The following is a 22755-nucleotide window of genomic DNA, read 5'->3' on the forward strand; positions in this document are numbered from 1 at the left end:
TTGCGCCGAGCTTATTGCGGCGTCGACATGAAGCCGCAACGCCTGCGCACGGGACGAACTGGAAATGCATCGCGTCATCATCAGCGGCATCGGCGTTGAAATCCCCGAAGCTTCGATCACCAATGAGGAGCTCGTCGCCAGCTTCAACAGCTGGGTGGACATGGAGAACGTCCGCCGCGAGGTGTCGGGCGAGCCGCTCCTGCAGAAATCGGACAGTGCCTTCATCGTCCATGCCTCGGGCGTCCAGACCCGCCATGTCATCGAACGGGAGGGCATCCTCGACCCGACCCGCATGGCGCCGCGCTTCCCGGCCCGGCCCGACGATGCGCTGTCGCTGGAGGCCGAGTTCGGCATCGCCTCGGCCGGCAAGGCGCTCGATCATGCCGGGCTGAAGCCCGGGGATATCGACCTGGTGATCTGCTCGGCCTCGCACCATCAGCGGCCCTATCCGGCTATCGCCATCGAAATGCAGCAGGCGCTGGGCACGAAAGGCGCCGGCTTCGACATGGGGCTTGGCTGCTCTTCGGCGGCGGCGGCGTTGCACATTGCGGTCAATCTGGTGCGGGCAGGGGCGCACAAACGCGTGCTGGTGACGACGCCGGAGATCATCACCGGCCATCTCAATTTTCGCGACCGGCAGACGCATTTCATCTTCGGCGACGCTTCCGTGTCGATGATCGTCGAGGGGCTCGCCCAGGGCGAGAAGCGGCCGGGACGCTTCGAGGTGCTCGACACGCGCGCCTGGACGCAGATGTCGAACAGCATCCGTACCAATCTCGGCTATTATACCCGCGCCACCCAGGACGATCCGTACATGATCGATCTGGAAGGCAATCTGATCAAGCAGATCGGCAACAAGGTGTTCAAGGAAGTCACCGTCGCCGGCCACAAGTTCATTGTCGAGTTCCTGGCCGAACACGGGCTGACTCCGCAAGCGATCCGGCGCTTCTGGCTGCATCAGGCCAATGCGCGGATGAACGCCATGATCCTGAAACTGTCGTTCGGCCATGACGTCGACCATGACCGCGCGCCGATGGTGCTGGAGCGCCTCGGCAACACGGCTGCCGCCGGTGCCATCATCGCCCTGTCGGAGAACCATGCCGATATGAAAGCCGGCGACTACGGCCTGCTCTGCGCCTTCGGCGCCGGCTACTCGATCGGCGGCGCGCTGTTGCGCATGCTCTGACTATTTCCGCGCGAACGGAACCAGCATCGGAACGCGCCTGGCATAGTCGTCGTAAGCGCTACCCAGTTCGCCGCGCAGAAAACGCTCCTCCAGCCTTGCCTTCATGACGATGCCGGCAGTGAGAAGAATGGCGCCGGCAACGCCCCAGACGGTGCCTTTCGCCGCCATGGTGGCGAGGATCGCCAGAAGCAGCCCGGTGTAGATCGGGTGGCGAACCAGCCGGTAGGGACCGGTGTCGATGACGCGGTGCTCTGCCTTGGCGGTGACCGTGCCCGACCACAGGCGGCCGAGATGCAGCCGCGCCCACCAGGCAAATGCCAGGCCTGCAGCAATCAGCGCGACGCAGATCCACGCTTCGGCAAGGTTCGGCGTCCAAAGCCTCAGCGGGCCGGCATAACCGTGCGCCGGGATGAAGAGCAGGATCGTGCCGACCACCAGCACCGCCCGGTAGGGCAGTTCGGCCTCGAAGCCGGCGCGTTTTTCGGCCCGGTCGGCCCAGAAGGCGGCCGCGGCCCATGAGACAACCCAGAGTAGCCAGAGCTGCGCGATTGCCGATGCGGGATGCATGATAACCTCCGCATAACCTCCGCGGGCTTAACCTGACCGATATTATCAACCGATGCAGCGCGGCAGCAATGCGGCACGCTTTTGCATGGGGCTGATTCAACCGGGAAGCTGGTGGTGCCGACCCGTATCAGCCGTCTTGATTGGAGCATCAACGCTTTCGACTGGACCCTATGAATCGACTTCGGCTAACTGCATCCGGTCGCTAGGAATGAAACCAATGCCGGATCTGTTTCCCGCAACCGGAAATCCGGTCGAGATCGTGCCGGCGCGAAAACTCGCCGCCAGGGTGGCGGCGCTCTATCTCGCACCATTCGATCGTTTTGAGACACGAGCGGTGGATGCGCTGCAACTCGGTTTCGACGGCATCGAGGGCGATTTCCACGCCGGCACGACGCGGCGCTCCGGCGGGCGGGAACCCTGGTATCCGCGCGGCACCGAGATGCGCAACGAGCGGCAATTGTCGATCGTCGCGGCGGACGAACTGGCAATCGTTGCCGAACGGATTGGCATTACCGAGATCAAGCCGGAATGGATCGGCGCCAATCTCCTGATCGAAGGCCTGCCGCGCCTCTCCATGCTGCCGTCTGGCACGCTGCTGTTCTTCAAAGGCGGCGCTGCCGTCAAGATCGACGCGCAGAATGGGCCTTGCCGCATCGCAGGGCGATCCGTCGCCGAAAATGCCGGAATGGCCGATCATGACGGCGGCGCGCTGCTGTTCCCGAAGGCGGCGAAGCGCTTGCGCGGGCTCGTAGCCTGGGTCGAGAAGCCCGGCACGATCACGGCCGGCGAGGAGATATCGGTGCGCGTGCCGGAGCAGTGGATTTACCGGGCCTAGTTGTTTTCCAGGCAAGGCGACTTTGCCGGTCACGGCGTATTTTGTTCTTGCTTTGTGCCGGCAGCTATGCTATTAATTTTGGTGCTGATTCGCACCGACGACCCGCCCACCGAGGCGGGTTTTTTGTTTTGAGGTTTCGAAGGTTCCGATGTTGCCGACGTGAGGTTGGCGGGACAGCGCCCCTCTCTGTCCTGCCGGACATCTCCCCCACTTGGGGGGAGATTGGCCGTCACGTCTCGATTTCGCTAATCACAACGGTGAAGAGCGCAGAACTCGACGCGTGTGCTTGCCATCCTCTACGCCTCATCCTCATCGTCGAGCAAACGGGTGGCGCGCCAGCGGGTCAGCACGATGTTGGTTTGCTCGATGACGAAGAACCGCGCGGAATCGCGGTCATAGCCTTCGGCGAGCAGTTTTTCGTAGTCGGTGTGGGCGTGGCGAATATGCGCAATCGTCGCCAGCCACACGGCAATGCTCGGCGGCAAGCTCTTCATGTGCACGGCGCCGGCATCGGCACGGATCTTTTCCATGTCGGCATAAGGCGCCAGCGGCAGAAGCGCTGTCAGCGCCTTGGCGATGGCGCGGCGGCGGCCGGTCGGGGCGCTCACTGCTCGTCCGATCTGGACGACTCGTTCCGCCCAGCCATGGTCGCCTCGGCGAAAGCATCGGTCGAGGCGAAATAGGGCTTGATGTCGATGACCGGCGTGCCGTCGAGCACGTCGATGGCGTCAAGCTCGACACGGCCGGTGTCGATGTCGAGTGCGACGAGCTTGGCAATATGCAGTCCGACAGGATTCGGCCGGGCAGGGGAGCGTAGCGAAAAGACGCCTTTCGGCTCCGTGGCATGGCGGGGTTTCTGGACAATCAGTTGCCGCGGCGCATGGTGCAGCCAAGACAGGATGACGACGTGGCTGGCACGTTCCAGCCCAAGCAGGCCGTCCCGATAGAGCGGATCGATCGTGAGAACCGCCGGCTGTCCCGTCTCCCGCGCTGCCTTCATGTTCTTGGGGCAGGTCTCCCGCGTGACCCAAGGCGAAGCGATGCGGCCGATGAAGACGACATGGCCATCCGGCGGCATCGTTGCCGGGTCGGTTTCCAGAAGCTTTTCGCCGCTGCGCGTTTCGAACATGGGTCTCGCCTCGATCATGCTTGCGGCCTTGCGCGGTCCGCCACGCATGCGTCATTTTCTTGTCCGGAAGCGACATAGCGCTTGCAAGCCTATCAAAACCGACATAAACATATGTTTATATCTTTTCAAAGAGAATGCTCGCATGCATGTCGCTCTCGACACGATGGTAGATACATTGAAGGCGGCTGCCGAATCCAGCCGGCTGCGTATATTGGCGCTGCTGTCGCGCGGCGATCTGACCGTGTCCGATCTCACCGAAATCCTCGGCCAATCGCAGCCGCGCGTCTCGCGCCATTTGAAATTGCTGCTGGAGGCAGGGCTGATCGGCCGCTACCAGGAGGGCTCGTGGGCGTTCTTCCGGCTATCGGATTCCGACTCCTCGCGCGATTTCGTGCTCAGGCTGGTTTCCGGCATCCGCGGCGCCGATCCGCAGGTCGAGCGTGATCTCGAACGGCTGGCCGCGGTCAAGCGCAAGCGGCAGGACCGGGCTGCCGAATATTTCTCGGTAAACGCCGCAAGCTGGGACCACATCCGCTCGCTGCATGTGCCGGACCGCGCGGTCGAAGCAGCCCTCATCAAGCTCGTCGGCAAGCGGCCGTTCCAGTCGATGCTCGATCTCGGCACCGGCACCGGACGGCTGCTCGAGATCTTTTCGCCGCTCTATCGGCGCGGTGTCGGCATCGACATGTCGCGCGAGATGCTGACGGTGGCGCGCGCCAATCTCGACAAGGCCGGCGTTTCGAATGCGCAGGTGCGGCAGGGCGACATTTTTGCGCCGCCGGTCGAACGCGACGCCTTCGATCTCGTTACCATCCATCAGGTGCTGCATTATCTCGACGATCCTGCCCGTGCCATCCGCGAGGCGGCTCGTCTGTTGCGCCCGGCCGGCCGGCTGGTGATCGTCGATTTCGCGCCGCACACGCTGGAGTTCTTGCGCGAGGAGCACGCGCATATGCGCCTCGGCTTTTCCGACCGGCAAATTGGCGACTGGTTTTCCGAGGCCGGCCTCGACCTCGAGGACAGCCAGGAATTCGAGCCGCGCGGCGGCAACGAGGCCAAGCTCACCGTCAAACTCTGGCTCGGCCGCGATCGGCGGATGCTGATTGCCGAGCCTTCCAACGACAGACAACCGGCCAATGCGTATCCGATAGGGGAAACAGCCTGATGAACCAGTTCCGCTTCTCCCGCCGCCCCGACATCGGCGACAAGGTCAGGGTTTCATTCGAGTTCTTTCCTCCGAAAAACGATGAGATGGAAGCAAGGCTGTGGGACACGGTCACCCGGCTGGAGCCGCTCAAGCCGAAATTCGTCTCCGTCACCTATGGCGCCGGTGGTTCGACCCGCGAGCGCACGGCCCGCACCGTCAAGCGTATCCTTAATGAAACGACGCTGACACCGGCGGCGCACATGACTTGCGTCGATGCGGCGCGTCACGAGGTCGATGCGGTGATCCGGGAATTCGCCGACATGGGCGTCAAGCGTTTCGTCGCCCTGCGCGGCGATCCGGCCGAGGGCGTCGGCGCGGCCTACCGGCCGCATCCGGAAGGCTATGCCAATGGCGCCGAACTGGTCGATGCGCTGAAGGGCGCCGGCGATTTCGACATATCGGTCTCGGCCTATCCGGAAAAACATCCGGAAAGCCCGGATTTCGCCACCGACTTCGACATGCTGAAGCGCAAGGCGGACAACGGAGCGACGCGGGCGATCACCCAGTTCTTCTTCGACAACGACCTTTATGAACGCTATGTCGAGCGGGCACGGCGGGCCGGCATCTACATACCGATCGTGCCTGGCATATTGCCGGTGCACAATTTCACGCAGGTCGCCAACTTCTCGGCGCGTTGCGGCGCCTTGGTGCCGGCATGGCTGGCCGAGCGCTTCGATGGGCTGCAGAACGACCCGCAAACGCATGCGCTGGTGGCGTCTGCCGTGGCCGCCGAGCAGGTGCTGGACCTTGTCGAGCGCGGCGTCGGCGATTTCCACTTCTACACGATGAACCGGGCCGATCTGGTCTTTGCCATCTGCCACATGATCGGCATCAGGTCGCACGAAGTCGAGGCGGCTGGATCCGCCGCGGCGTAAAGCGGCAAAGCCCCTTTTTGAAATGTCAAAGATCGGGGGAATGCAAAAGGCCGGGCAAAATGCCCGGCCTTTTCAATGGTTTGGAGTATTCGGTGCTGGTCTTCCCCCGCTCAGCGGCCTTATGGAAGGACGCCCATAATGAGGGCGCCGATGAATGCAAACGCAGCACAAATCATCAATGCGTTGATCGGCCTCGTCAGTCCCATGTCATAGCCTCCTCTTAAAGAGCTATGGCGAGAGTCTAGGGTCATTTGTGCCACAGGCAAGGAGAAACTTTGCTGCAATGCGACGAAATTGTGGAATTTGCGACCTGCCGTTTGCCGTTAGGCATTGAAACTCTTTGTCAAAAGCCGGCTCGGGACCTGTGAATAATTTGTGGCAAAGCCGGGGCATGGCAGCGCTACCGTTGGCCGAAATCGAATCGATTTCGAGCTGACATTTTGGGAACATGCATTAACGCCGCCCGAACAGGCGACCGTCGATGGTGACGAGGCCAAGCGCAATCAGCGCCATGCCGCCCAATTCGAACAGTTCGAGCCGCTCGCCCAGGAACAGGAAGCCGAGCAGGATGGCACTGGCCGGCACGATGAGCGTGACCAGCGAGGCGTTGGTGGCGCCGGCCGAGGCGACAAGGTTGAAATAGAGGATATAGGCGAAGGCGGTCGACAGCAGCGCCAGCGCCAGCACCGCCGCCCACACCGGCGGCGAGGCCGAAAACAGATTGGCGGTCCCGTAGGTGAACAGAACGACCGGGATCATGATGATGGTCGAGCAAGTCAATTGGCCGGTGGCAATGACCGGTGACGGCACACCCTTGAAGCGGCGGGCGATCATCAGCGCCACCGCATAGGAGACCGAGGCACCGATCAGCGCGAATTTCGCCCAGACCGGGCCGCCGAGCCCGGCGACGAGGCCGGGACCGATCATCACCGCCGTTCCCGCGATACCGAGGGCGATGCCAGCAAGCTTGTTCCATGACAGCTTTTCGTCGCTGGTCAGGGCGTTGGCGAGGATCAGCGTCCAGAACGGCGTCGTCGAATTGAGCACCGAGGCGACGCCGGCGCCAAGCTCGGTCTGGCCGGCAAAGATCAGCGAGAAAGGGATGACATTGTTGGCGAGCGCCAGCAGGAAGAACAGGCCGGCATGCGGCAAAGCGAGGCGAAAGGACGGGCCGCGAACCGCAAGATAGAGCTGAAGTGCCGCCGCCGCGATGGTGACGCGGAACAGCACCAGCACCAGCGGCGGAAGTTCCGCCACCGCAATGCGGGCAAAGAAGAACGAACCGCCCCAGATGGCGCCGAGCAGCAGAAGCTGCGCCCAGTCTTTGAGCACCATCGGCCCGCGCATTGTGGTGGTGGCAGCCATCGCCATTGATCGTCCTCCCAGACGAGATGCCTTGCTCTTCAGGCGTCTGTTCACGCCATACCCGATCCGGCCGCAAGGGCCACCCGAAACCTGAGCGATGGCCTAGCTCGCCCATAACCGGCGTACAGAAAGGCGTAGCGCCGCGAAGCCGGGGCGGCGAGACATAGAATTGTTTTCATTAGCCGCTAGCTTGGATTAATTGTGCGCAGCCTCAGTCAAGGGATTCGTCCATGCAGCGATTCGAAAATGCCCGCGAGGCAGCGCTGGCGCTGCGCCCGGACGATCCGATCTATTGCTTCCGCCCGCAGGTGCTGAAGGCGGATGCCAAACAGTTCATGGGCATGTTTCCCGGCAAGACCGCCTATGCGGTCAAGACCAATGGCGAGCAGATCGTGCTCAACGCACTGGTCGAGGCCGGCGTCAGCGCCTTCGATGTGGCCTCGCCCGGCGAATTCGCTGCCGTGCGCGCCGTCTCGCCGGACGCCGAGATGCTCTACATGCACCCGGTCAAGGCGCAGTCGGACATCAGGCTGGCGCTGGAAAAGTACGCCATTCGCGTCATTTCGCTCGACCATGAGGACGAAATCACCAAGCTGACCAGGGTGGTGCGGGCGCTCGACATCGATCCGGGCGCGATCACCGTGTTCGTGCGCATCCAGACGAAAGGCTCGGCGGCCTACGAACTGTCGAAGAAGTTCGGCGCCGGACCGGCCAATGCGGTGGAACTCGCCGAACGGCTGAACCGGACCGGCTACAAGGTCGGGCTGTGCTTTCATGTCGGCAGCCAGATCGAGGATCCCGACACCTATGAGCGGGCGCTGGCCTCCGCCGACTGGGTGCGCAACCGCGTCGGTTTCGACATTGCCGGGCTCGATGTCGGCGGCGGCTTTCCGGCCGAATATGGCCATGACCCGAACAGCCGCAAACCGGAAATGCCGTCGCTCGGCCAGATCATGTCGCGGTTATCGGGCGACCTCCAGGAGTACCAGTTCGACCAGATGCCGCTGGTGGCCGAGCCCGGCCGGGTGATCGTGGCGCGCTGCCTGTCGCTGATCGTGCGCGTGCTGCTGCGCAAGGGCAAAAGGCTCTACATCAATGACGGCATCTGGGCGTCGCTGTCGGATTCCTGGACCGGCAAGATCACGCTGCCGGCACGCTTCATCCCCGATCCCGCGATCCGCTCGCGCAATGGCGAGGACAAGACCATCGTGCCATTCAAGGTCTGCGGCGCGACCTGCGATTCCGTCGATATATTGTCGCGGCCGTTCTGGCTGCCCGAAACCGTCGATACCGGCGACTGGATCGAGATCGGCCACATCGGCGCCTATTCGCTGTCGCTCCGGACACGGTTCAACGGCTTCTATCCCGACACCTTCGTCGAGGTAGCAACGCCATTCGACGAAGGCGATGCGCCGCAGGGGTTTGCCAGCCTGGAGACGATGGCGGATTAGTTGATGGTGAATAGCGAATAGTGAATAGTGAATAGTGAATAGTGACTGGAAGTAGTTCTTGCGTTCCGTCCGCTTCGGTGAATTGTCACCATTCACCATTCACCATTCACCATTCGGCCCGCGTAGTCAGGCTACTCCGCCGCCGGCCTGGATGTTCTCGCCGGTCAGCCAGCGAGCCTCGTCGGAAGCCAGGAAAACCGCGACATCGGCGACGTCGCGCGGTGCTCCGATCCGGCCGAAGGGCGACATGCCGGCGGCCACGGCCCGGTCCCGCTCCGGAAGCAGGTCGGTGTCGGTGAAGCCCGGTGAAAGCGCATTCACGGTAACGGCACGCGGGCCGAGTTCGCGCGAGAGGACGCGGACGAACTGCTCGACGGCTCCCTTGCTGCCGAGATAAAGCGCCGTCTGCGTGAAGAACATCCTGGTTCCACCGGTGGAGACGGCAATGATGCGGCCACCGTCGCGAACGCGGCGCGCCGCTTCCTGAAGCGTGAAGAAGGTGCCCTTGGCATTGGCGCCGAAGACGTGATCGAAGTCCGCTTCGGTGGCCTCGACGAGCGGCTTTATGACGGCGACACCGACATTGGCGACGACGATGTCAATCGGCCCCATCTGCCGTTCGGTTTTGTCGAACAACTTGCGAATGTGGAGGATGCTGGAGACGTCCGCTTGGATGGCGACGGCTTTTCCGCCATTCCCTTCAATGGCGGCAACGACTTCCCTGGCTGCCTTCTCGTTGCCGACATAGTTGACGACCACGGCAGCACCCTTGGCCGCGAACCCCTCCGCGATGGCGCGTCCGATGCCGCGCGAGCTACCGGTCACAAGTGCGGTTTTGCCTTCAAGTGGACGATGCATGGCTGTTCCTTCGTCTGACTACGGTCGCCTCGATCGAGCGGCGTTCCGGGGAAAAGCTAGGAGCATGCTATTGCTCAGAGAATAGCCTATTATCTAACTGACTTGTTAAGCCTGAGGTACATAATGCGAGGAAGCGAGTTTTCCGAACTCACGGCATTTGCAACAATTATCGAAGAGGGCAGCTTTGTCCGCGCCGCGGGCAAGCTCAGGATTTCGCCTCCAGCACTCAGCCAGACGATACGCGGGCTGGAAGAGCGTCTCGGTGTCCGCCTGCTCAACCGCACAACGCGCAGCATGTCGCCGACCGCTGAGGGCGAGAAGCTGTTTGCCCGCATCGCATCGGCATTCAGCGAACTGGAAGGGGCCGTCGCGGACGCTCATGCATCACGCGGCCGGCCAGCAGGCTCGCTGCGCATCAATGTTCCGCGCATCGCCGCCACGCGTTTCATCGCGCCGATCCTCGGCGATTTCCGCCGCGCCTATCCCGATATCGCCCTCACAATCATTGTCGACGACATGCTCACCGACATCGTCGAGGGCCGCTTCGATGCCGGAATCAGACTGGGTGAGCGGCTGCACAAGGATATGGTGGCGGTGAAGCTCAGCGAGGAGCTCGAGATGGCTGCAGTGGCGGCGCCGAACTATCTGGAGCATCACCCGATACCCCGTCACCCCGCGGACCTGCATCAGCACCAGTGCATCAATTTCCAGTGGCCGAGCGGCGGCAATCTCTACCGCTGGGAGTTCGCCCGAGGCCAACGTGCCCTGGAAGTGGCCGTCAGCGGTGGCCTGACGGTCAACGATACGGACCTGATGATCGGGGCGGTTCTGGATGGGGTCGGCGTGGCTTACATGCTGGAATACCAGGTCCGGCCGTGGATCGAAGCGGGAAAGCTAATCCGTGTTCTCGAAGCCTGGTCGCCGAGATTTCCGGGTTTTTATCTATATCACGCAAGTTCCCGGCAGGTTCCCGCGCCGCTGCGAGCCTTTATCGATTTCCTGCTTGCCTAGCAGTGATGTGAAAATAGTGAATAGTGAATAGTGAATAGTGAATAGTAGTAGCTCTGGTGTTCAGTGCGGCTCCGGTGCTATTCCATTTACAATTCACAATTCACAATTCACCATTCACAGTCTCGCCAGCAGCTCGAGCGTCGGCCAGCCGTCGACCGGCAGGCCCAGCCGCATCTGCTCCTTGCGGATCGCTTCGCGGGTGTTGGTGCCTAGAATGCCGTCGACGGTGCCGACGTCATAGCCTTTCGCCTCGAGCTTGGTCTGTAGCGCCTTCATCTGGTCGCCGTTGAGGCCGGGTTCGGGGTTGCGCGGATCGAATCGCGGCGCGCCCCCCAGCCGGGCGGCAAGATTTGCCGCGGTCAGGGCATAGGTGAAGGATTGGTTCCACTCGAGATAGACGTCGAAATTGTCGTAGGTGAGGAAGGCTGGCCCGTTGCGACCCATGGGCAGCGCCAGGCCGGCCTTGAGGCCGTTGTCGAGAAGCGGCGTGCCGTCGGGCCTGGTAACGCCCCACTGGGTCCATTGCGTCAACGGCAGCTTGTTGGTGCGCCCCGTTTGCTCCCACGGCAAATCGTCGGGAACACGGACTTCCTCGATCCAGGGCTGGTCGCGCTTCCAGCCACGCGACTGGATCTTGCTGGCCGTGCTCATGATCACGTCCGGCGCGCTGCCGCGCAGGTCGACCAGGCCATTGCCGTCGCCGTCGACGCCGTGACCGAGATAGTCGGAAGGCAACATCTGCGTCTGGCCGATCTCGCCGGCCCAGGCACCGGTCACGTCGGCCGGCACCACGCCGCGATCGATCAGCATCAGCAGCGGCACGATCTGCGGCCGGAACAACTGCGGGCGGCGGCAGTCATGCGAGAGGCTGACCAGTGCGTTCAGTGTGTGGAAATCGCCTTGCACGGCGCCAAAATCGGTTTCCAGGGCCCAGAAAGCGGCGATGACCGGCGCCTGCACGCCGAATTCGCGATCGGCGCGGGCAAAGATCTCGGCATACTTTTGCAGGTTGGCCGCACCTTGCTTCAGCCGATGCGACGAGATCATGCGGTTCGAGAATTCGATGAAGGTCTGGGTGAAGACGCCCTGGGCGCGGTCGCGTGCCAATGCCTTCTCATCGAGGGTGGCGTTTTCCAGCGCATCAAGGCCGGCAGCGCCGACGCCCGCCGCCCTGGCCTCCGCCGCCACACCCTGCTTCCATGCCTCGAAATCGCCGCCGCATTGCTGTGCCGCGGCCGGCACGGCGGTCAGGAGCAGCGCCGCGAGAAATCCAAAGCGCGATCGCATCGCCATCCTTCCGAGAAGATTACCAGCGGTTGCGGGCATTCGTCATTGGCTGTGTCGAAAAGCAGGCGGCAGGCCTGGTGTCAACGGGTGTTCTGCCGCAACCACTCCTTCCACGCGGCTTCGGAGCCGTTGAAGACGTTGATGTCGGCGTTTCCGGCCATGCCCGGCACGACGCCCGTTCCGGTATACTGCCAGAAGGTGAAGGGATGGCTGCCGTATTTCTGGCGCGGATGCCCGGCGACGGAGCGCAGCCAGTAGGGGTAGCCGGGGAAGCCCGATAAACCATTATCTTCGAAGAAGTCGACCGACGTATAGATGATCGGCTTCTTGCCGTAGTGTTTTTCGACGATTTCGAGGAATGTGCTCATCTCGCTGCGTACCGTGGCGGGATCGGGCCGCAGCTTGCAGGTCGGCGATTTCGGGTTCCATTCCATGTCGAGAACCGGCGGCATCGCCGAACCGTCTTTGGGCACGTTCTGGATGAACCAGCGCGCCTGGGTAGCGGCGGGCGTGCAAAAGTAGAAGAAATGATAGGCGGCGCGGGGGACGCCTGAGGCCTTGGTGCGGCTCCAATGCTCGTTGAAAGCTTCATCGAACCGGTCTCCGCCTTCGGTTGCCTTGATGAAGGCGAAAGAGATGCCGCTGGCCCTGGCCGCCGGCCAGTCGATCGAGGTCTGGTATTTGGAGACGTCGGTGCCGTGGACGGCATAGCTCCACGGTGCGCCGCTGTCCCATTCATGCGGGTCGGAATCGGCAAAACGCGGCGCGCGTACCGCAACCGTCGGGGCGCTGGATGACGACAGCGATGGCGTCAGATCCTCGACCGTCGAGCAGGCACCAAGCAGCATCAGCGTGATGAGGACCGCGAAACGGCGCATCGCTACTTCCCGAGCCGGTTTCAGCCGGCCGCTGATGGGTCTTTCCGCGGGTGGCCCCTCGACCGGGCGCGGCGTGTCTGAAACCGACTTACGCGATGCGCCTTGATCTTCGTTTCATGCGTTCCCAAACCGTTGCGCGGTTTTGGGACGCACGCATTCAAGCCCCGCCGGACGGTCACCCCACAGGATCGCCCGGTCTGTCCCAAGCGCGTCGCTTCGACGCGCTTAGATCTCTGTCTATGCATGTCCTTGTCCCAAAACCGCTGCGCACTTTTGGGCGACATGCACCTGTGATCGCCGATCATGGTTGATATTCGGTTGACGGCGCTCGACAAGAGCCGCGATTTTGCCGAAACAATGGCGGCAAATCGATGACGTAGATCGAGCGCGCCGGGGGAACTCAAAATGCAGATCCTTTTGAAGTTCGTCAAATGGCTGCTCGGCCTGGCTGTGCTGGCCGCCGCGGTACTCGCCGGCTGGCTGTATTTCGCCCCGCCGGCACTGATCCGCGTTGGTTCCGGCTATGCGGCCAAGATCGTCTGCTCGAACGTCTTCATTGCAGGGCGAGATGCCGACGACGTGCTTGCCGTCGATGTGCAGGCGCCGGGTCATCCATTGCTGAAGCTGATGAGAGTGTCGGTCGACAAGGAGGAGGGAACGGTTTCGGCGGGCCTGTTCGGCGCGCTCGGCAAGAGTGTCGCGGTTGCGCGCGACGGGCTCGGCTGCGCCTCGGTTCCCGACGGCGATATTGCCGCCGCCGAGGCTGTCGCGGGAGCTGCACCGACGCCGGCGCCGCTGCCCGATGCGATGTGGCCGGAAGGCGACGATGTCGGTGCCTCGCAGGATCCAGAGGTCGCGAAAGTCCTCGACGATCCTTCAATGACCGGCGCCGGGATGCGGGCGGTGGTGGTGGTCAAGAACGGCCGCATCGTCGCAGAGCGCTATGGCGACGGCTTTTCCGAAAAGACGCCGCTATTGGGCTGGTCGATGACCAAGACGGTGAATGCGGCGATCGTCGGCACGCTGGTGAAGGACGGCAAGCTGGCGATGACCAACCAGGGTCTGTTCGGTCCCTGGAAGGGAGATGGCCGCGCCATGATCAGCCTCGCCGACATGATGGCGATGTCGAGCGGGCTGGAATTCAACGAGGATTATGGCGACGTCGCCGATGTAACGCGGATGCTCTATCTCGAACCGGACATGGCGGGCTTTGCCGGATCCAAGCCGCTGACCGGCGAGGTCGGCAAGGTGTTTTCCTATTCGAGCGGCACGGCGGTGATGCTGTCCAGGCTGTGGCAGGACGCAATCGGCGACAAGGACAAGGCACTGGCCTGGCCGAGGACCGCCCTGTTCGATCCGCTCGGCATGCAGAGCGCTGTGCTTGAAGCCGACGAGCACGGCACCTTCGTCGGCTCGTCCTATCTCTATGCCACGTCACGCGACTGGGCGCGCTTCGGCCAGTTCCTGCTGCAGGGCGGCGTCTGGAACGGCAAAGCGATCCTGCCCGCCGGCTTCGTCGACTGGATGCGGGAACCGGCAACTGCCTCGAACGTCTACGGCAAGGGACAATTATGGATCGAAGGGCCGGGCGACGAGGAAAACCCCGGCGCCGGCATTGCCGTCGGCCTGCCCAAGGACACCTATTGGATGGAGGGGCATGACGGACAAACGGTCGCCATCATCCCCTCGGAGCAACTGGTTGTGTTGCGGCTCGGGCTGACGCCGGCCAGGCTCGGCTACCGGCCGCAGGCGATGGTAGCGGCGCTGGTCAAGGTGCTGCATTAGGCTGTATCGATATTCAGGTGATGCCGGCCTGCAAACGGCGGTTTCCTGCGCTTCCGGTGCTCACGTACCCAAAAGTACGCTCCGCTCCGGTTCTCGGAACCCACCGTTTTCGACTCGGCCTGACCTGAATCTCAACACATCCTGGCTATCGACTGGGGCCGACCACAGCGAGCCAGGCATAGCCGCGATAAAGCGTTTGGAAACGGAAGCTTGCGCCAACTCTTGCAGATTCCGAATCCAGAACCGCGCGCAGCGATTGACGTGGCTCGACATGGAATTTTTTCAGCCAGCCGCGCAGCAGCGTGCGGAACCAGCCGGGCAGGGCTTCCTGCTGGCCAAAATCGACGACATGCAGCGAGCCGCCAGGCGACAGGGCAGCAAGAGCCGCGGATACCGTCTTCTCCCAGCCGGGGATCATCGACAGCGAATATGAGACAAAGACGCGGTCGAAACTTTCGACGCCGAACAGCGCCTTTGCGTCGAAATCCGTGGCATCGCCGCGCTCCAGCGTGACGCGACCGGAGAGGCCTTCGCGGGCAAGGGCGGCGGTGGCCGTCTCCAGCATCTCGGCCGAAATATCGAGGCCGAAGAAGCGCGCGCCGGGATAGCGGCGGGCGGCGAGGATGATGTTGCGGCCGGTGCCGCAGCCAAGCTCGAGCACGGTGCCGCCGGCCGGCACATCCAGTTCGGCGATAAGCCGGTCGCGGCCGAGCAAATAGTATTTGCGGGTCAGGTCGTAGATGTGGCGCTGCCAACGATAGACGCCGTCCATCAACTCGGCATGGCTGGCCGGCAATTCGGTCGCGCTCATGCGCCGTGCTTCACGTAGAGATGGAAGCCGCCATAGATGGCCGAGCGATCGCGGGCCGAGTACTCGCGCGAGGCGTCGTTCTCGTAGCGCCACTGGTCGAGCAGCGAATTCGAGACGCGGCCGGGCAGCAGGCTGGGTTCCGCCGCGGTGCGGAAGATGACGCGGGCGCCGGTGGAGGCGGTTCGGGTGATCTCGGCCCACAACCCGTTGAGCTGGTCGTCGGTCATCCAGTCCTGTGCATCGAGCAGCACGAAGCGGTCGACCGAGCCGGCATCCTTGCCGGCAAGGAACTCGATCAGATTGGCGTGGTGGATGGCAACGCGATCGACATTGTTGCGGATCGTCTTGTAGTTGCGCTTTTCGAGATAGGCGGGCAGGGCGGCCTCGCCCGGATTAGGGTAGCGGCGGGCGAAAGCCTGCCAGGCGAAATAATTGGTCTTCAGCGGAAAATCGCAGGCGAGCTTTTCCAGTCGTGCCTTCAGCACGCTGGCCATGGTGCCGTCACCCGAGGTGATCAGCGAATCGTACTGGGCCGGCGGAATGCCGAGGCCGAACAGCGAAGCCTTTCGCGATGTCGCCCATTTTAGCAGCGGTTTTTCGAAGACCGGCGCCAGCTCTTCGTCGAAGAAGCGGCGCTGATCGGCGATGCTCTTGGCGTCCATGATGCCGGCCGGGTCGACACCGAAGAATTTTGCGGTGCGGTGGCCCATGGCGATGAACAGGCCGAGCAGGCCGGTCTGGTAGAAATTACGGTCGAAGACGGCGATGCGGCGACGGCCGCGCCAGTTGCGGCGCTCCCAATAATGGCGGCTGACCGGGTCGAGATGCGGTGCGATGAAGCGATCGTAGGCCTGCGAATTGTGCCCGGTCCCAGCCGCGCCGAAGAAACGGAACAGGTCGCCCTGCGACGGCAGGTGACGCACCGCTGCGAGCTTCATGCGGTTCAGCGCAATATGCGCGGCGTTGAGGTCGACGGCGTCGATCCTTTCCGGCGACCGGGTGAGATAGGCGAGGATGTTACAGCCGCCAGACGCGATGGTGACGATACGGTGGCCCGTCCCGAGCTGCATCGCGTCCATGTCGATTTCGGGGTCTTCCCAGATCTGCGGGTAGACAAGGCCGGAGAACAGGAAGGCAAACAAGCGCTCGGAGATGCCGGCTTTCGACAGCGGACGGTTCTGGTAGACGGCCTTGCCGACTTCCTTGCCGCGGCGAAAAACCAGTTCCCCAGAAATGTCCGTCATGGCAAGGCGATTCCCCGTTTGCTTTGCCGCAAGCGGGTAGCGCAGGGTCATGACAGGCCAGTGACAGCCGGAGGCATCGAGAATTCTACTCCGGTGGTCATCTGGTGCGGTTTTCTGCGCTTCCGACGCTCACGGACCCAAATGTCCGCTCCGCTTCGGTTCTCGAAAACCACCCCACCTGACTCGCGGGAGCGAATTCTGGCTGCCTCCTCTAGGAGCGGCCAATCCGCCGGGGGTCGGCGTCGTCACGATGACCGCCTCGCCGGCGTCGAGCACGGTCTGGTCGCAGGCCTTCAGGACCTCGACGCGGCCATCCTTCCGGCGGACCTTGGTCGAGCCGACCTCGCCATCGCCGCCTCCGTCCAGTCCCTGCGGCGGGCGGTTGCGATGCGAGGACAGGATCGCGCATTCCATCTTTTCGAGGAAGCGGATGGTGCGCTTGGTGCCGTCGCCGGCATTCCATTTGCCTTTGCCGCCGGAGCCTTCGCGGATATGGAAATCCTCGAGCAATACCGGGAAACGCAGTTCCAGCACTTCCGGATCGGTCAGGCGCGAATTGGTCATATGGGTGTGGACGCCGGAGGTGCCGGCAAAGCCGCGGCCGTCGTTCATCCGGCCGGCCGGCGAGCCCGAGCAGATCGTCTCGTAATACTGGTACTGCTTGTTGCCGAAGGTGAGATTGTTCATCGTGCCTTGCGCATTGGCCAACGCCCCCATCGCCCCGAACAGCGCGTTGGTGACGTGCTGCGAGGTCTCGACATTGCCGGCGACGACTGCCGCGGGATAGGCGGGCTTCAGCATCGAGCCGTCGGGAATGATGATATTGATCGGCCGCAGACATCCGGCATTCATCGGGATGTTGTCTTCGACCATGACGCGGAAGGCATAAAGCACAGCTGCTCGGGCGACTGGCTCTGGCGCATTGAAATTGTTCTTCATCACCGGCGACGTCCCGGTGAAGTCGACGGTCGCTTCGCGCTTCTCCCGGTCGACCGATATCTTCACCTTGATCTTTTGGCCGGTGTCGGTCGGATATTCGTATTCGGAACTGTCGGGCAGCCGCTCCAGAACGCGGCGCACGCTTTCGGCGGCATTGTCCTGGACGTGACCCATATAGGCTTCGACCACGCCAAGGCCGAAATGCGCGACCATCTTGCGCAGCTCGGCGACGCCCTTTTCGTTCGCGGCGATCTGCGCCTTGAGGTCGGCGATGTTCTGGTGCGGATTGCGCGCCGGGTAGGGGTGGTCGGTGAGCAGCGTCTCCAGGTCCTTCTCGCGGAACCGGCCGCGATCGACGATGCGGAAATTGTCGAACAGCACGCCTTCCTCGTCGACGGTTGTGGCAAGCGGCGTCATCGAGCCGGGCGCCGTGCCGCCGATGTCGGCATGGTGGCCACGCGAGGCGACGTAGAAGAGGATTTCCTCCCCCCTTGAGGGGGAGGTGCCGCCGGAGGCGGCGGAGGGGGTCGCTGCGGCAGTGCTCGACGCACTTGTGGTGCCTTCTGAGAGGACCCCACCCGGCCGCTTCGCGGCCACCCTCCCCTCAAGGGGGAGGGAAAACACCGGCGTCACCACGGTAATGTCAGGCAGATGGGTGCCGCCATTGTAAGGTGCGTTGAGGGCAAAGACATCGCCGGGATGGATGTCGCCGGAGTTGAGCCGGATGATGGTCTCCACGGAGCGGTCCATCGAGCCGAGATGCACTGGCATATGCGGCGCGTTGGCGACCAGCGCGCCGTTCCGATCGAAAACGGCGCAGGAGAAATCGAGCCGCTCCTTGATGTTGACGGAATAGGCAGTGTTTTGCAGCGTTACGCCCATCTGTTCGGCGATCGACATGAACAGGTTGTTGAAGACCTCCAGCATCACCGGATCGGCTTCGGTGCCGAGTGCGGCGTGCCGGCGCTTCTTCTCGACGCGCCGCATCAATACGTGGTCCTTGGCGGTGATCTCGGCCTGCCAGCCCGGCTCGACGACAATGGTCTGGTTCGGCTCGATGATCAAAGCGGGGCCGGCGATCTTGTTACCGGGCTTCAGCGTTTCGCGAGGGAAGATGCCGGCGTCGCGCCAGACGCCGTCGACAAAGATTTTCCGGGTCCCGGAAGAACTTGCGGCCACGTCTTCAACAACTGAATCGCCTTCGTCGCGGCCGGTGCCGCCGGTATCGGTACCTTCGACGCCGACCGATTCGACGATCATCGGCTTGTCGTCGTAGACGAAACCGAACTGCGCCTTGTGCGCCAGTTCGAAGTCCGCCTTGGCCTGCGCAATCGAGCCGTGCCCAAAGTTCACTGGCAGCGCGGTATCGGTGCCGTCGTATCGGATCTGCAGCACCGGCTTCGAGGCGACCGCGTCTTCGCTGATGCCTTGCGCAGCGAGTTCGTCGATGACGGCTTTGCGCAGCGTTGCGATGAGTTCATCGATTGCTGGCTCGGAATCTTCCGCCAGCGGCTTCAGCAGCGCCTGCTGGCGTGACGCAAATACAGAGGACAGGCCGATGCCGTATGCCGAGAGCAGGCCAGAGAACGGATGGATCAGCACCGCCTCCATGCCAAGCGCATCGGCGACCAGGCAAGCGTGCTGGCCGCCAGCGCCGCCGAAACAGTTCAGGAGGTATTCGGTGACATCGTAGCCGCGCTGCACCGAAATCTTCTTGATGGCGTTGGCCATGTTTTCGACGGCGATGGTGATGAACCCTTCGGCGACGGTTTCCGGCGAGCGGCCGTCGCCGATCTCGGCGGCAAGGGCCGCGAATTTTTCGCGAACCGTCTGCACGTCGAGCGGTTCGTCCTGGCCCGGTCCAAAAATAGCCGGGAAGAACTCGGGCTGCAGCTTGCCCAGCATGACATTGGCGTCGGTGACGGCCAACGGGCCGCCGCGCCTATAGGCGGCCGGGCCGGGATTGGCGCCGGCCGAATCCGGCCCGGCGCGGAAGCGGCCGGCCTCATAATGCAGGATCGAGCCACCGCCGGCGGCGACCGTGTGGATGCGCATCATCGGCGCGCGGATGCGTACGCCGGCGACCTCCGTGTCAAAGGCGCGCTCGTAGTCGCCATCATAGTGCGCGACATCGGTGGAGGTGCCGCCCATGTCGAAGCCGATGACCTTGCCGAAACCGGCGAGTTTTGCCGTCTCGACCATGCCGACGACACCGCCAGCCGGGCCGGACAACAGCGCATCCTTGCCTTGGAACATGTCGGCGGCGGTGAGGCCGCCCGACGACATCATGAACATGAGGCGAGGGCTTTCCCTCCCCCTTGAGGGGAGGGTGGCGGCGAAGCCGCCGGGTGGGGTCGGCTCAACTGGGTGCGACACTCTGGCGGTGCCTTCTGAGATGACCCCCTCTGGCTGCTGCGCAGCCATCTCCCCCTCGAGGGGGGAGAGGGCACCCAGTTCCTCCGCCACCTTCTGCACATACCTTGCCAGGATCGGCGACAGATAGGCATCGACCACCGTGGTGTCGCCGCGGCCGACCAGCTTGATCAGCGGCGAGACCTCGTGACTGACCGAGACCTGCGAGAATCCGAGCTTTCGACAGACTTTGGCGACCGCCTTTTCGTGCTCGGGGTGTTTCCAGGCATGCATGAAGACGATTGCGACCGCATCGATGCCGTCCGCCTTGGCCTGTTCGATGGCAGGACGCACGACGGCGATGTCGAGCAGGCGCTCGACACTGCCGTCGGCGCGAACCCTTTCGTCGATTTCGACGACACGCTCATAGAGCTGTTCGGGAAGGATGATCTGCTTGGCAAAGATATCGGGCCTCGCCTGATAGGCAATCCTCAGCGCATCGCGGAACCCTTTGGTGATGAGCAGCAGCACGCGGTCGCCCTTGCGCTCGAGAAGCGCATTGGTGGCGACCGTGGTGCCCATTTTGACATCGCCGATCAGAGCGGAGGGGATTGGGGCGCCGGGCTGGACGCCGAGCAGTTCGCGAATGCCCTGGATGGCAGCATCGGCATAGGCTTCGGGATTTTCCGAAAGGAGTTTCCTGGGATGCAGCCCGCCCTCGGGGTCACGGCCGATGACGTCGGTGAAGGTACCGCCGCGGTCGATCCAGAAATCCCATTTTGCGGTCATTGCAGCGCCTCCGGGCATTTTCATTTATGCATCCTGTTAATGCTCGACGCTTTGTACGGCCAAGCGCTTGATGTTACACGCGGAAACGCAACGTTACGAAACTCATCATGAGCTGATGCATTGTGCCCTCGATCGTCGCCGGTAACGGTGGCGTGATTAGAGGAGAGATATCATGAAGAAACTCATTCTTGCGTCGGTGTCGGCGCTTGCGTTGCTTGGCCTTGCCGCCTGCAGCAACAGCGGCACCGACAACACCACGACGCAGAGCACCAACCCGCCGGCATCCGACCAGACGATGAAGCCGGCCGCTCCTGACGCAAACAAGCCTGCCGAGCCGGCGCCGGCGCCCGCTCCTGCGCCGGCTGCCCCTGCGCAGTAGTCAATGTGACAAACCAAGAAAGGCCGGCTCACACGCCGGCCTTTCTGCTGCTTACGATATCCGCGCCTCGCGGCCGAGTGCGACGATGCTGGTAACCGCACGCGAAAAGTACCGTCTCGCCCCTTACGTGCCGCCGAAACGACGGCACCAGGCGCAAATCGCCGGGCTCATTGCTTGCGCGCCGCGGCTGCCCTCTGTGGATTTTCCACGGGTGAGCGCTAGCGCCCGCCGCCGCAGCAGGAATTGCGTCAAATCGATTGGGCCAGCCCCCGCGGCACTGTCTTGGCTTGATAGCGATGGGCGGTTGGTCCTATGAAGCCCTCATGTCGATTTGGGACCGCCTCGGCGACTTCGTCACACGCGTTTCATCTTCAGCGTCGTCAGGCGTCGCCGAAGTGGTCGAGGCCGTGCGCACGGTTTTCTCCGGCGATGCCGATCTGCGCCGGCGCGTCGCCTTCTCGGTGGCGATGATCGCCCTGTCGGCCAAGATGGCCAAGGCAGACGGCATCGTCACGCAAGACGAGGTGCGCGCCTTCCAGGACATATTCGAGGTGCCGAAGGAACAGAGGCGCAATGTGGCGCGGCTCTACGATTTGGCCAAACGCGACATTGCCGGTTTCGAGACCTATGCCGAGCGGATGGCGCAGCTTTGCGGTTCGGGCCATTCGAACTGCCTGATGCTGGAGGATATACTCGACGGGCTGTTCCACATCGCCAAGGCCGACGGGCTGGTGCATGAGCGCGAGGGCCAATTCCTGCATCGCATCGCCGAGATCTTCCGCATCGATGAGGCGCATTACCAGAGCATCCTGGCGCGGCATGTCGATCTGGGTGCCGCCGATCCTTATGTCGTGCTCGGCATCGAGCGTGGGAAGCCGTTCGAGGAGGTCCGCAGGCGCTACCGCAAGCTGGTCTCCGACAATCATCCGGACCGGCTGATCGCACGCGGCCTGCCGCAGGAATTCATCAAGATCGCGACGACCAGGCTGGCGGCGATCAACGCGGCCTATGAGATGATCGAGCGAGGCCTGCGGCACGCATGAGCGGCTTTCCGCCCGACGAGCCGAGCGCCGAGGTCAGGGTATCGCCGAATTTCGGACCACGGCGCGGGACGCTCGGACCCGATATGATCGTGCTGCACTACACCGGCATGGCGACCGGCGCCGGTGCCGAGGCATGGCTGTGCGATCCGGCAAGCGAGGTCTCGTCGCACTATCTGGTCCATGAGGACGGCCGCATTGTTCAGATGGTAAGGGAAAGCGACCGCGCCTGGCATGCCGGCAAGAGCTCGTGGTTCGGACAGAGCGACGTCAACTCCTGCTCGATCGGCATCGAGATCGTCAATCCGGGGCATACGCTCGGCTATCGCAACTTTCCAAAACCGCAGATCGACGCGGTGATCGGCCTGTGCGCCGGGATCATCAAGCGCCATTCCATTCCGGCGCAGCGGGTGCTCGCCCATTCCGACGTGGCACCGGGGCGCAAGGTCGATCCGGGCGAGAAATTCCCATGGAAAATCCTGTTCGCCGCCGGTGTCGGCCATGTTGTGTCGGCAGCACCGATCCGGCGCGGCGCCGTGCTGAAGCCAGGCGATACCGGCGCCGAGGTCGAGGCGCTGCAGTCGATGCTGGCGCTCTATGGTTATGGCGTCGAGATCACCGGCGCTTTCGACCGGCAGACCGAAATCGTGGTCGAGGCATTTCAGCGGCATTTCCGGCAGCGCCTGGTCGATGGCATGGCTGACGGATCGACGATCCGCACGCTGGAAAGGCTGCTCGCTTCCGCAAGGATAGCCTCTCTCAAATAG

At 63.0% G+C, this 22755-nt stretch carries 19 protein-coding genes and 1 pseudogene; 10 read left to right on the forward strand and 10 right to left on the reverse strand.

Features of this window, described 5'->3' with window-relative positions; genetic code table 11:
- Positions 1 to 64 precede the first annotated feature (64 nt).
- Complete coding sequence (locus NKH23_RS14115; protein ID WP_352578734.1) at positions 65 to 1186, forward strand: beta-ketoacyl-ACP synthase III; 1122 nt, start codon at positions 65 to 67, stop codon at positions 1184 to 1186.
- Here NKH23_RS14115 and NKH23_RS14120 read toward each other — a convergent pair whose 3' ends face one another.
- The gene (locus NKH23_RS14120) at positions 1187 to 1753 is read right to left on the reverse strand and encodes a methyltransferase family protein (RefSeq protein WP_352912743.1); all 567 of its coding nucleotides are present in this window, start codon (positions 1751 to 1753) and stop codon (positions 1187 to 1189) included. It lies immediately after the preceding gene.
- 217 nt (positions 1754 to 1970) lie between these two features.
- On the opposite strand from NKH23_RS14120, the gene NKH23_RS14125 reads away from it, so the two are divergent.
- Positions 1971 to 2588, forward strand: a complete 618-nt coding sequence (locus tag NKH23_RS14125; RefSeq protein ID WP_352979621.1) for an MOSC domain-containing protein — start codon at positions 1971 to 1973, stop codon at positions 2586 to 2588.
- 296 nt (positions 2589 to 2884) lie between these two features.
- On the opposite strand, the gene NKH23_RS14130 is transcribed toward NKH23_RS14125, so the two are convergent.
- Both NKH23_RS14130 and tsaA read right to left on the reverse strand, forming a co-directional pair.
- Positions 2885 to 3196: a DUF2293 domain-containing protein gene (locus NKH23_RS14130; protein ID WP_292659440.1), complete on the reverse strand. Its 312-nt coding sequence runs from the start codon at positions 3194 to 3196 to the stop codon at positions 2885 to 2887.
- Positions 3193 to 3717 carry a tRNA (N6-threonylcarbamoyladenosine(37)-N6)-methyltransferase TrmO gene (gene tsaA, locus NKH23_RS14135; RefSeq protein WP_352912745.1) on the reverse strand — a complete coding sequence of 175 codons (525 nt, stop codon included), beginning with the start codon at positions 3715 to 3717 and terminating at the stop codon, positions 3193 to 3195. Before tsaA ends, NKH23_RS14130 begins: the two co-directional genes overlap by 4 nt.
- Positions 3718 to 3859: 142 nt before the next feature.
- On the opposite strand from tsaA, the gene NKH23_RS14140 reads away from it, so the two are divergent.
- Positions 3860 to 4882, forward strand: coding sequence for an ArsR/SmtB family transcription factor (locus NKH23_RS14140; RefSeq protein ID WP_292659442.1), 1023 nt, complete (start codon positions 3860 to 3862; stop codon positions 4880 to 4882).
- Positions 4882 to 5799: a methylenetetrahydrofolate reductase [NAD(P)H] gene (metF, locus tag NKH23_RS14145; RefSeq protein WP_023676795.1), complete on the forward strand. Its 918-nt coding sequence runs from the start codon at positions 4882 to 4884 to the stop codon at positions 5797 to 5799. Before NKH23_RS14140 ends, metF begins: the two co-directional genes overlap by 1 nt.
- A gap of 453 nt (positions 5800 to 6252) precedes the next feature.
- On the opposite strand, the gene NKH23_RS14150 is transcribed toward metF, so the two are convergent.
- A complete protein-coding gene (locus NKH23_RS14150; RefSeq protein WP_352912746.1) occupies positions 6253 to 7170 on the reverse strand; it encodes a DMT family transporter in 918 nt (305 codons plus the stop codon).
- Positions 7171 to 7394: 224 nt separating this feature from the next.
- Between NKH23_RS14150 and NKH23_RS14155 the strand changes: the two genes are divergently transcribed.
- A complete protein-coding gene (locus tag NKH23_RS14155; RefSeq protein ID WP_023721223.1) occupies positions 7395 to 8615 on the forward strand; it encodes an alanine racemase in 1221 nt (406 codons plus the stop codon).
- 126 nt (positions 8616 to 8741) lie between these two features.
- Here NKH23_RS14155 and NKH23_RS14160 read toward each other — a convergent pair whose 3' ends face one another.
- Entirely contained in the window at positions 8742 to 9473 is a 732-nt protein-coding gene (locus NKH23_RS14160) for an SDR family oxidoreductase (protein ID WP_352979619.1), read from the reverse strand.
- Positions 9474 to 9596: 123 nt separating this feature from the next.
- On the opposite strand from NKH23_RS14160, the gene NKH23_RS14165 reads away from it, so the two are divergent.
- A complete protein-coding gene (locus tag NKH23_RS14165; protein WP_352912747.1) occupies positions 9597 to 10484 on the forward strand; it encodes a LysR family transcriptional regulator in 888 nt (295 codons plus the stop codon).
- 114 nt (positions 10485 to 10598) lie between these two features.
- Here NKH23_RS14165 and NKH23_RS14170 read toward each other — a convergent pair whose 3' ends face one another.
- Entirely contained in the window at positions 10599 to 11771 is a 1173-nt protein-coding gene (locus NKH23_RS14170) for a lytic murein transglycosylase (protein ID WP_352912748.1), read from the reverse strand.
- Between the two features lie 80 nt (positions 11772 to 11851).
- Positions 11852 to 12649 carry a glycoside hydrolase family 25 protein gene (locus NKH23_RS14175; protein ID WP_352912749.1) on the reverse strand — a complete coding sequence of 266 codons (798 nt, stop codon included), beginning with the start codon at positions 12647 to 12649 and terminating at the stop codon, positions 11852 to 11854.
- Between the two features lie 405 nt (positions 12650 to 13054).
- Between NKH23_RS14175 and NKH23_RS14180 the strand changes: the two genes are divergently transcribed.
- Positions 13055 to 14434, forward strand: a complete 1380-nt coding sequence (locus NKH23_RS14180; protein ID WP_352716839.1) for a serine hydrolase domain-containing protein — start codon at positions 13055 to 13057, stop codon at positions 14432 to 14434.
- Between the two features lie 145 nt (positions 14435 to 14579).
- Here NKH23_RS14180 and NKH23_RS14185 read toward each other — a convergent pair whose 3' ends face one another.
- From NKH23_RS14185 to NKH23_RS14195, 3 genes and pseudogenes are all read right to left on the reverse strand, one after another.
- Entirely contained in the window at positions 14580 to 15245 is a 666-nt protein-coding gene (locus NKH23_RS14185; RefSeq protein ID WP_352912750.1) for a class I SAM-dependent methyltransferase, read from the reverse strand.
- Complete coding sequence (locus NKH23_RS14190; RefSeq protein WP_352716835.1) at positions 15242 to 16540, reverse strand: BtaA family protein; 1299 nt, start codon at positions 16538 to 16540, stop codon at positions 15242 to 15244. The genes NKH23_RS14185 and NKH23_RS14190 overlap by 4 nt, the downstream gene beginning before the upstream one ends.
- A 174-nt stretch (positions 16541 to 16714) precedes the next feature.
- Positions 16715 to 20569: pseudogene (locus tag NKH23_RS14195) on the reverse strand (hydantoinase B/oxoprolinase family protein); the annotation flags it as partial.
- A 172-nt stretch (positions 20570 to 20741) separates the two neighbouring features.
- Here NKH23_RS14195 and NKH23_RS14200 point away from each other — a divergent pair.
- The 3 genes from NKH23_RS14200 to NKH23_RS14210 all read left to right on the forward strand — a co-directional run bounded on the left by NKH23_RS14200 (position 20742) and on the right by NKH23_RS14210 (position 22755).
- Entirely contained in the window at positions 20742 to 20948 is a 207-nt protein-coding gene (locus NKH23_RS14200) for a hypothetical protein (RefSeq protein ID WP_023676780.1), read from the forward strand.
- Between the two features lie 323 nt (positions 20949 to 21271).
- On the forward strand, positions 21272 to 21991 hold the full coding sequence (locus NKH23_RS14205) for a TerB family tellurite resistance protein (RefSeq protein WP_352716832.1): 720 nt from the start codon (positions 21272 to 21274) through the stop codon (positions 21989 to 21991).
- Positions 21988 to 22755, forward strand: a complete 768-nt coding sequence (locus NKH23_RS14210) for an N-acetylmuramoyl-L-alanine amidase (protein ID WP_352979861.1) — start codon at positions 21988 to 21990, stop codon at positions 22753 to 22755. Before NKH23_RS14205 ends, NKH23_RS14210 begins: the two co-directional genes overlap by 4 nt.

Source organism: Mesorhizobium sp. M1328 (assembly GCF_040318075.1).
Lineage (GTDB): Bacteria > Pseudomonadota > Alphaproteobacteria > Rhizobiales > Rhizobiaceae > Mesorhizobium.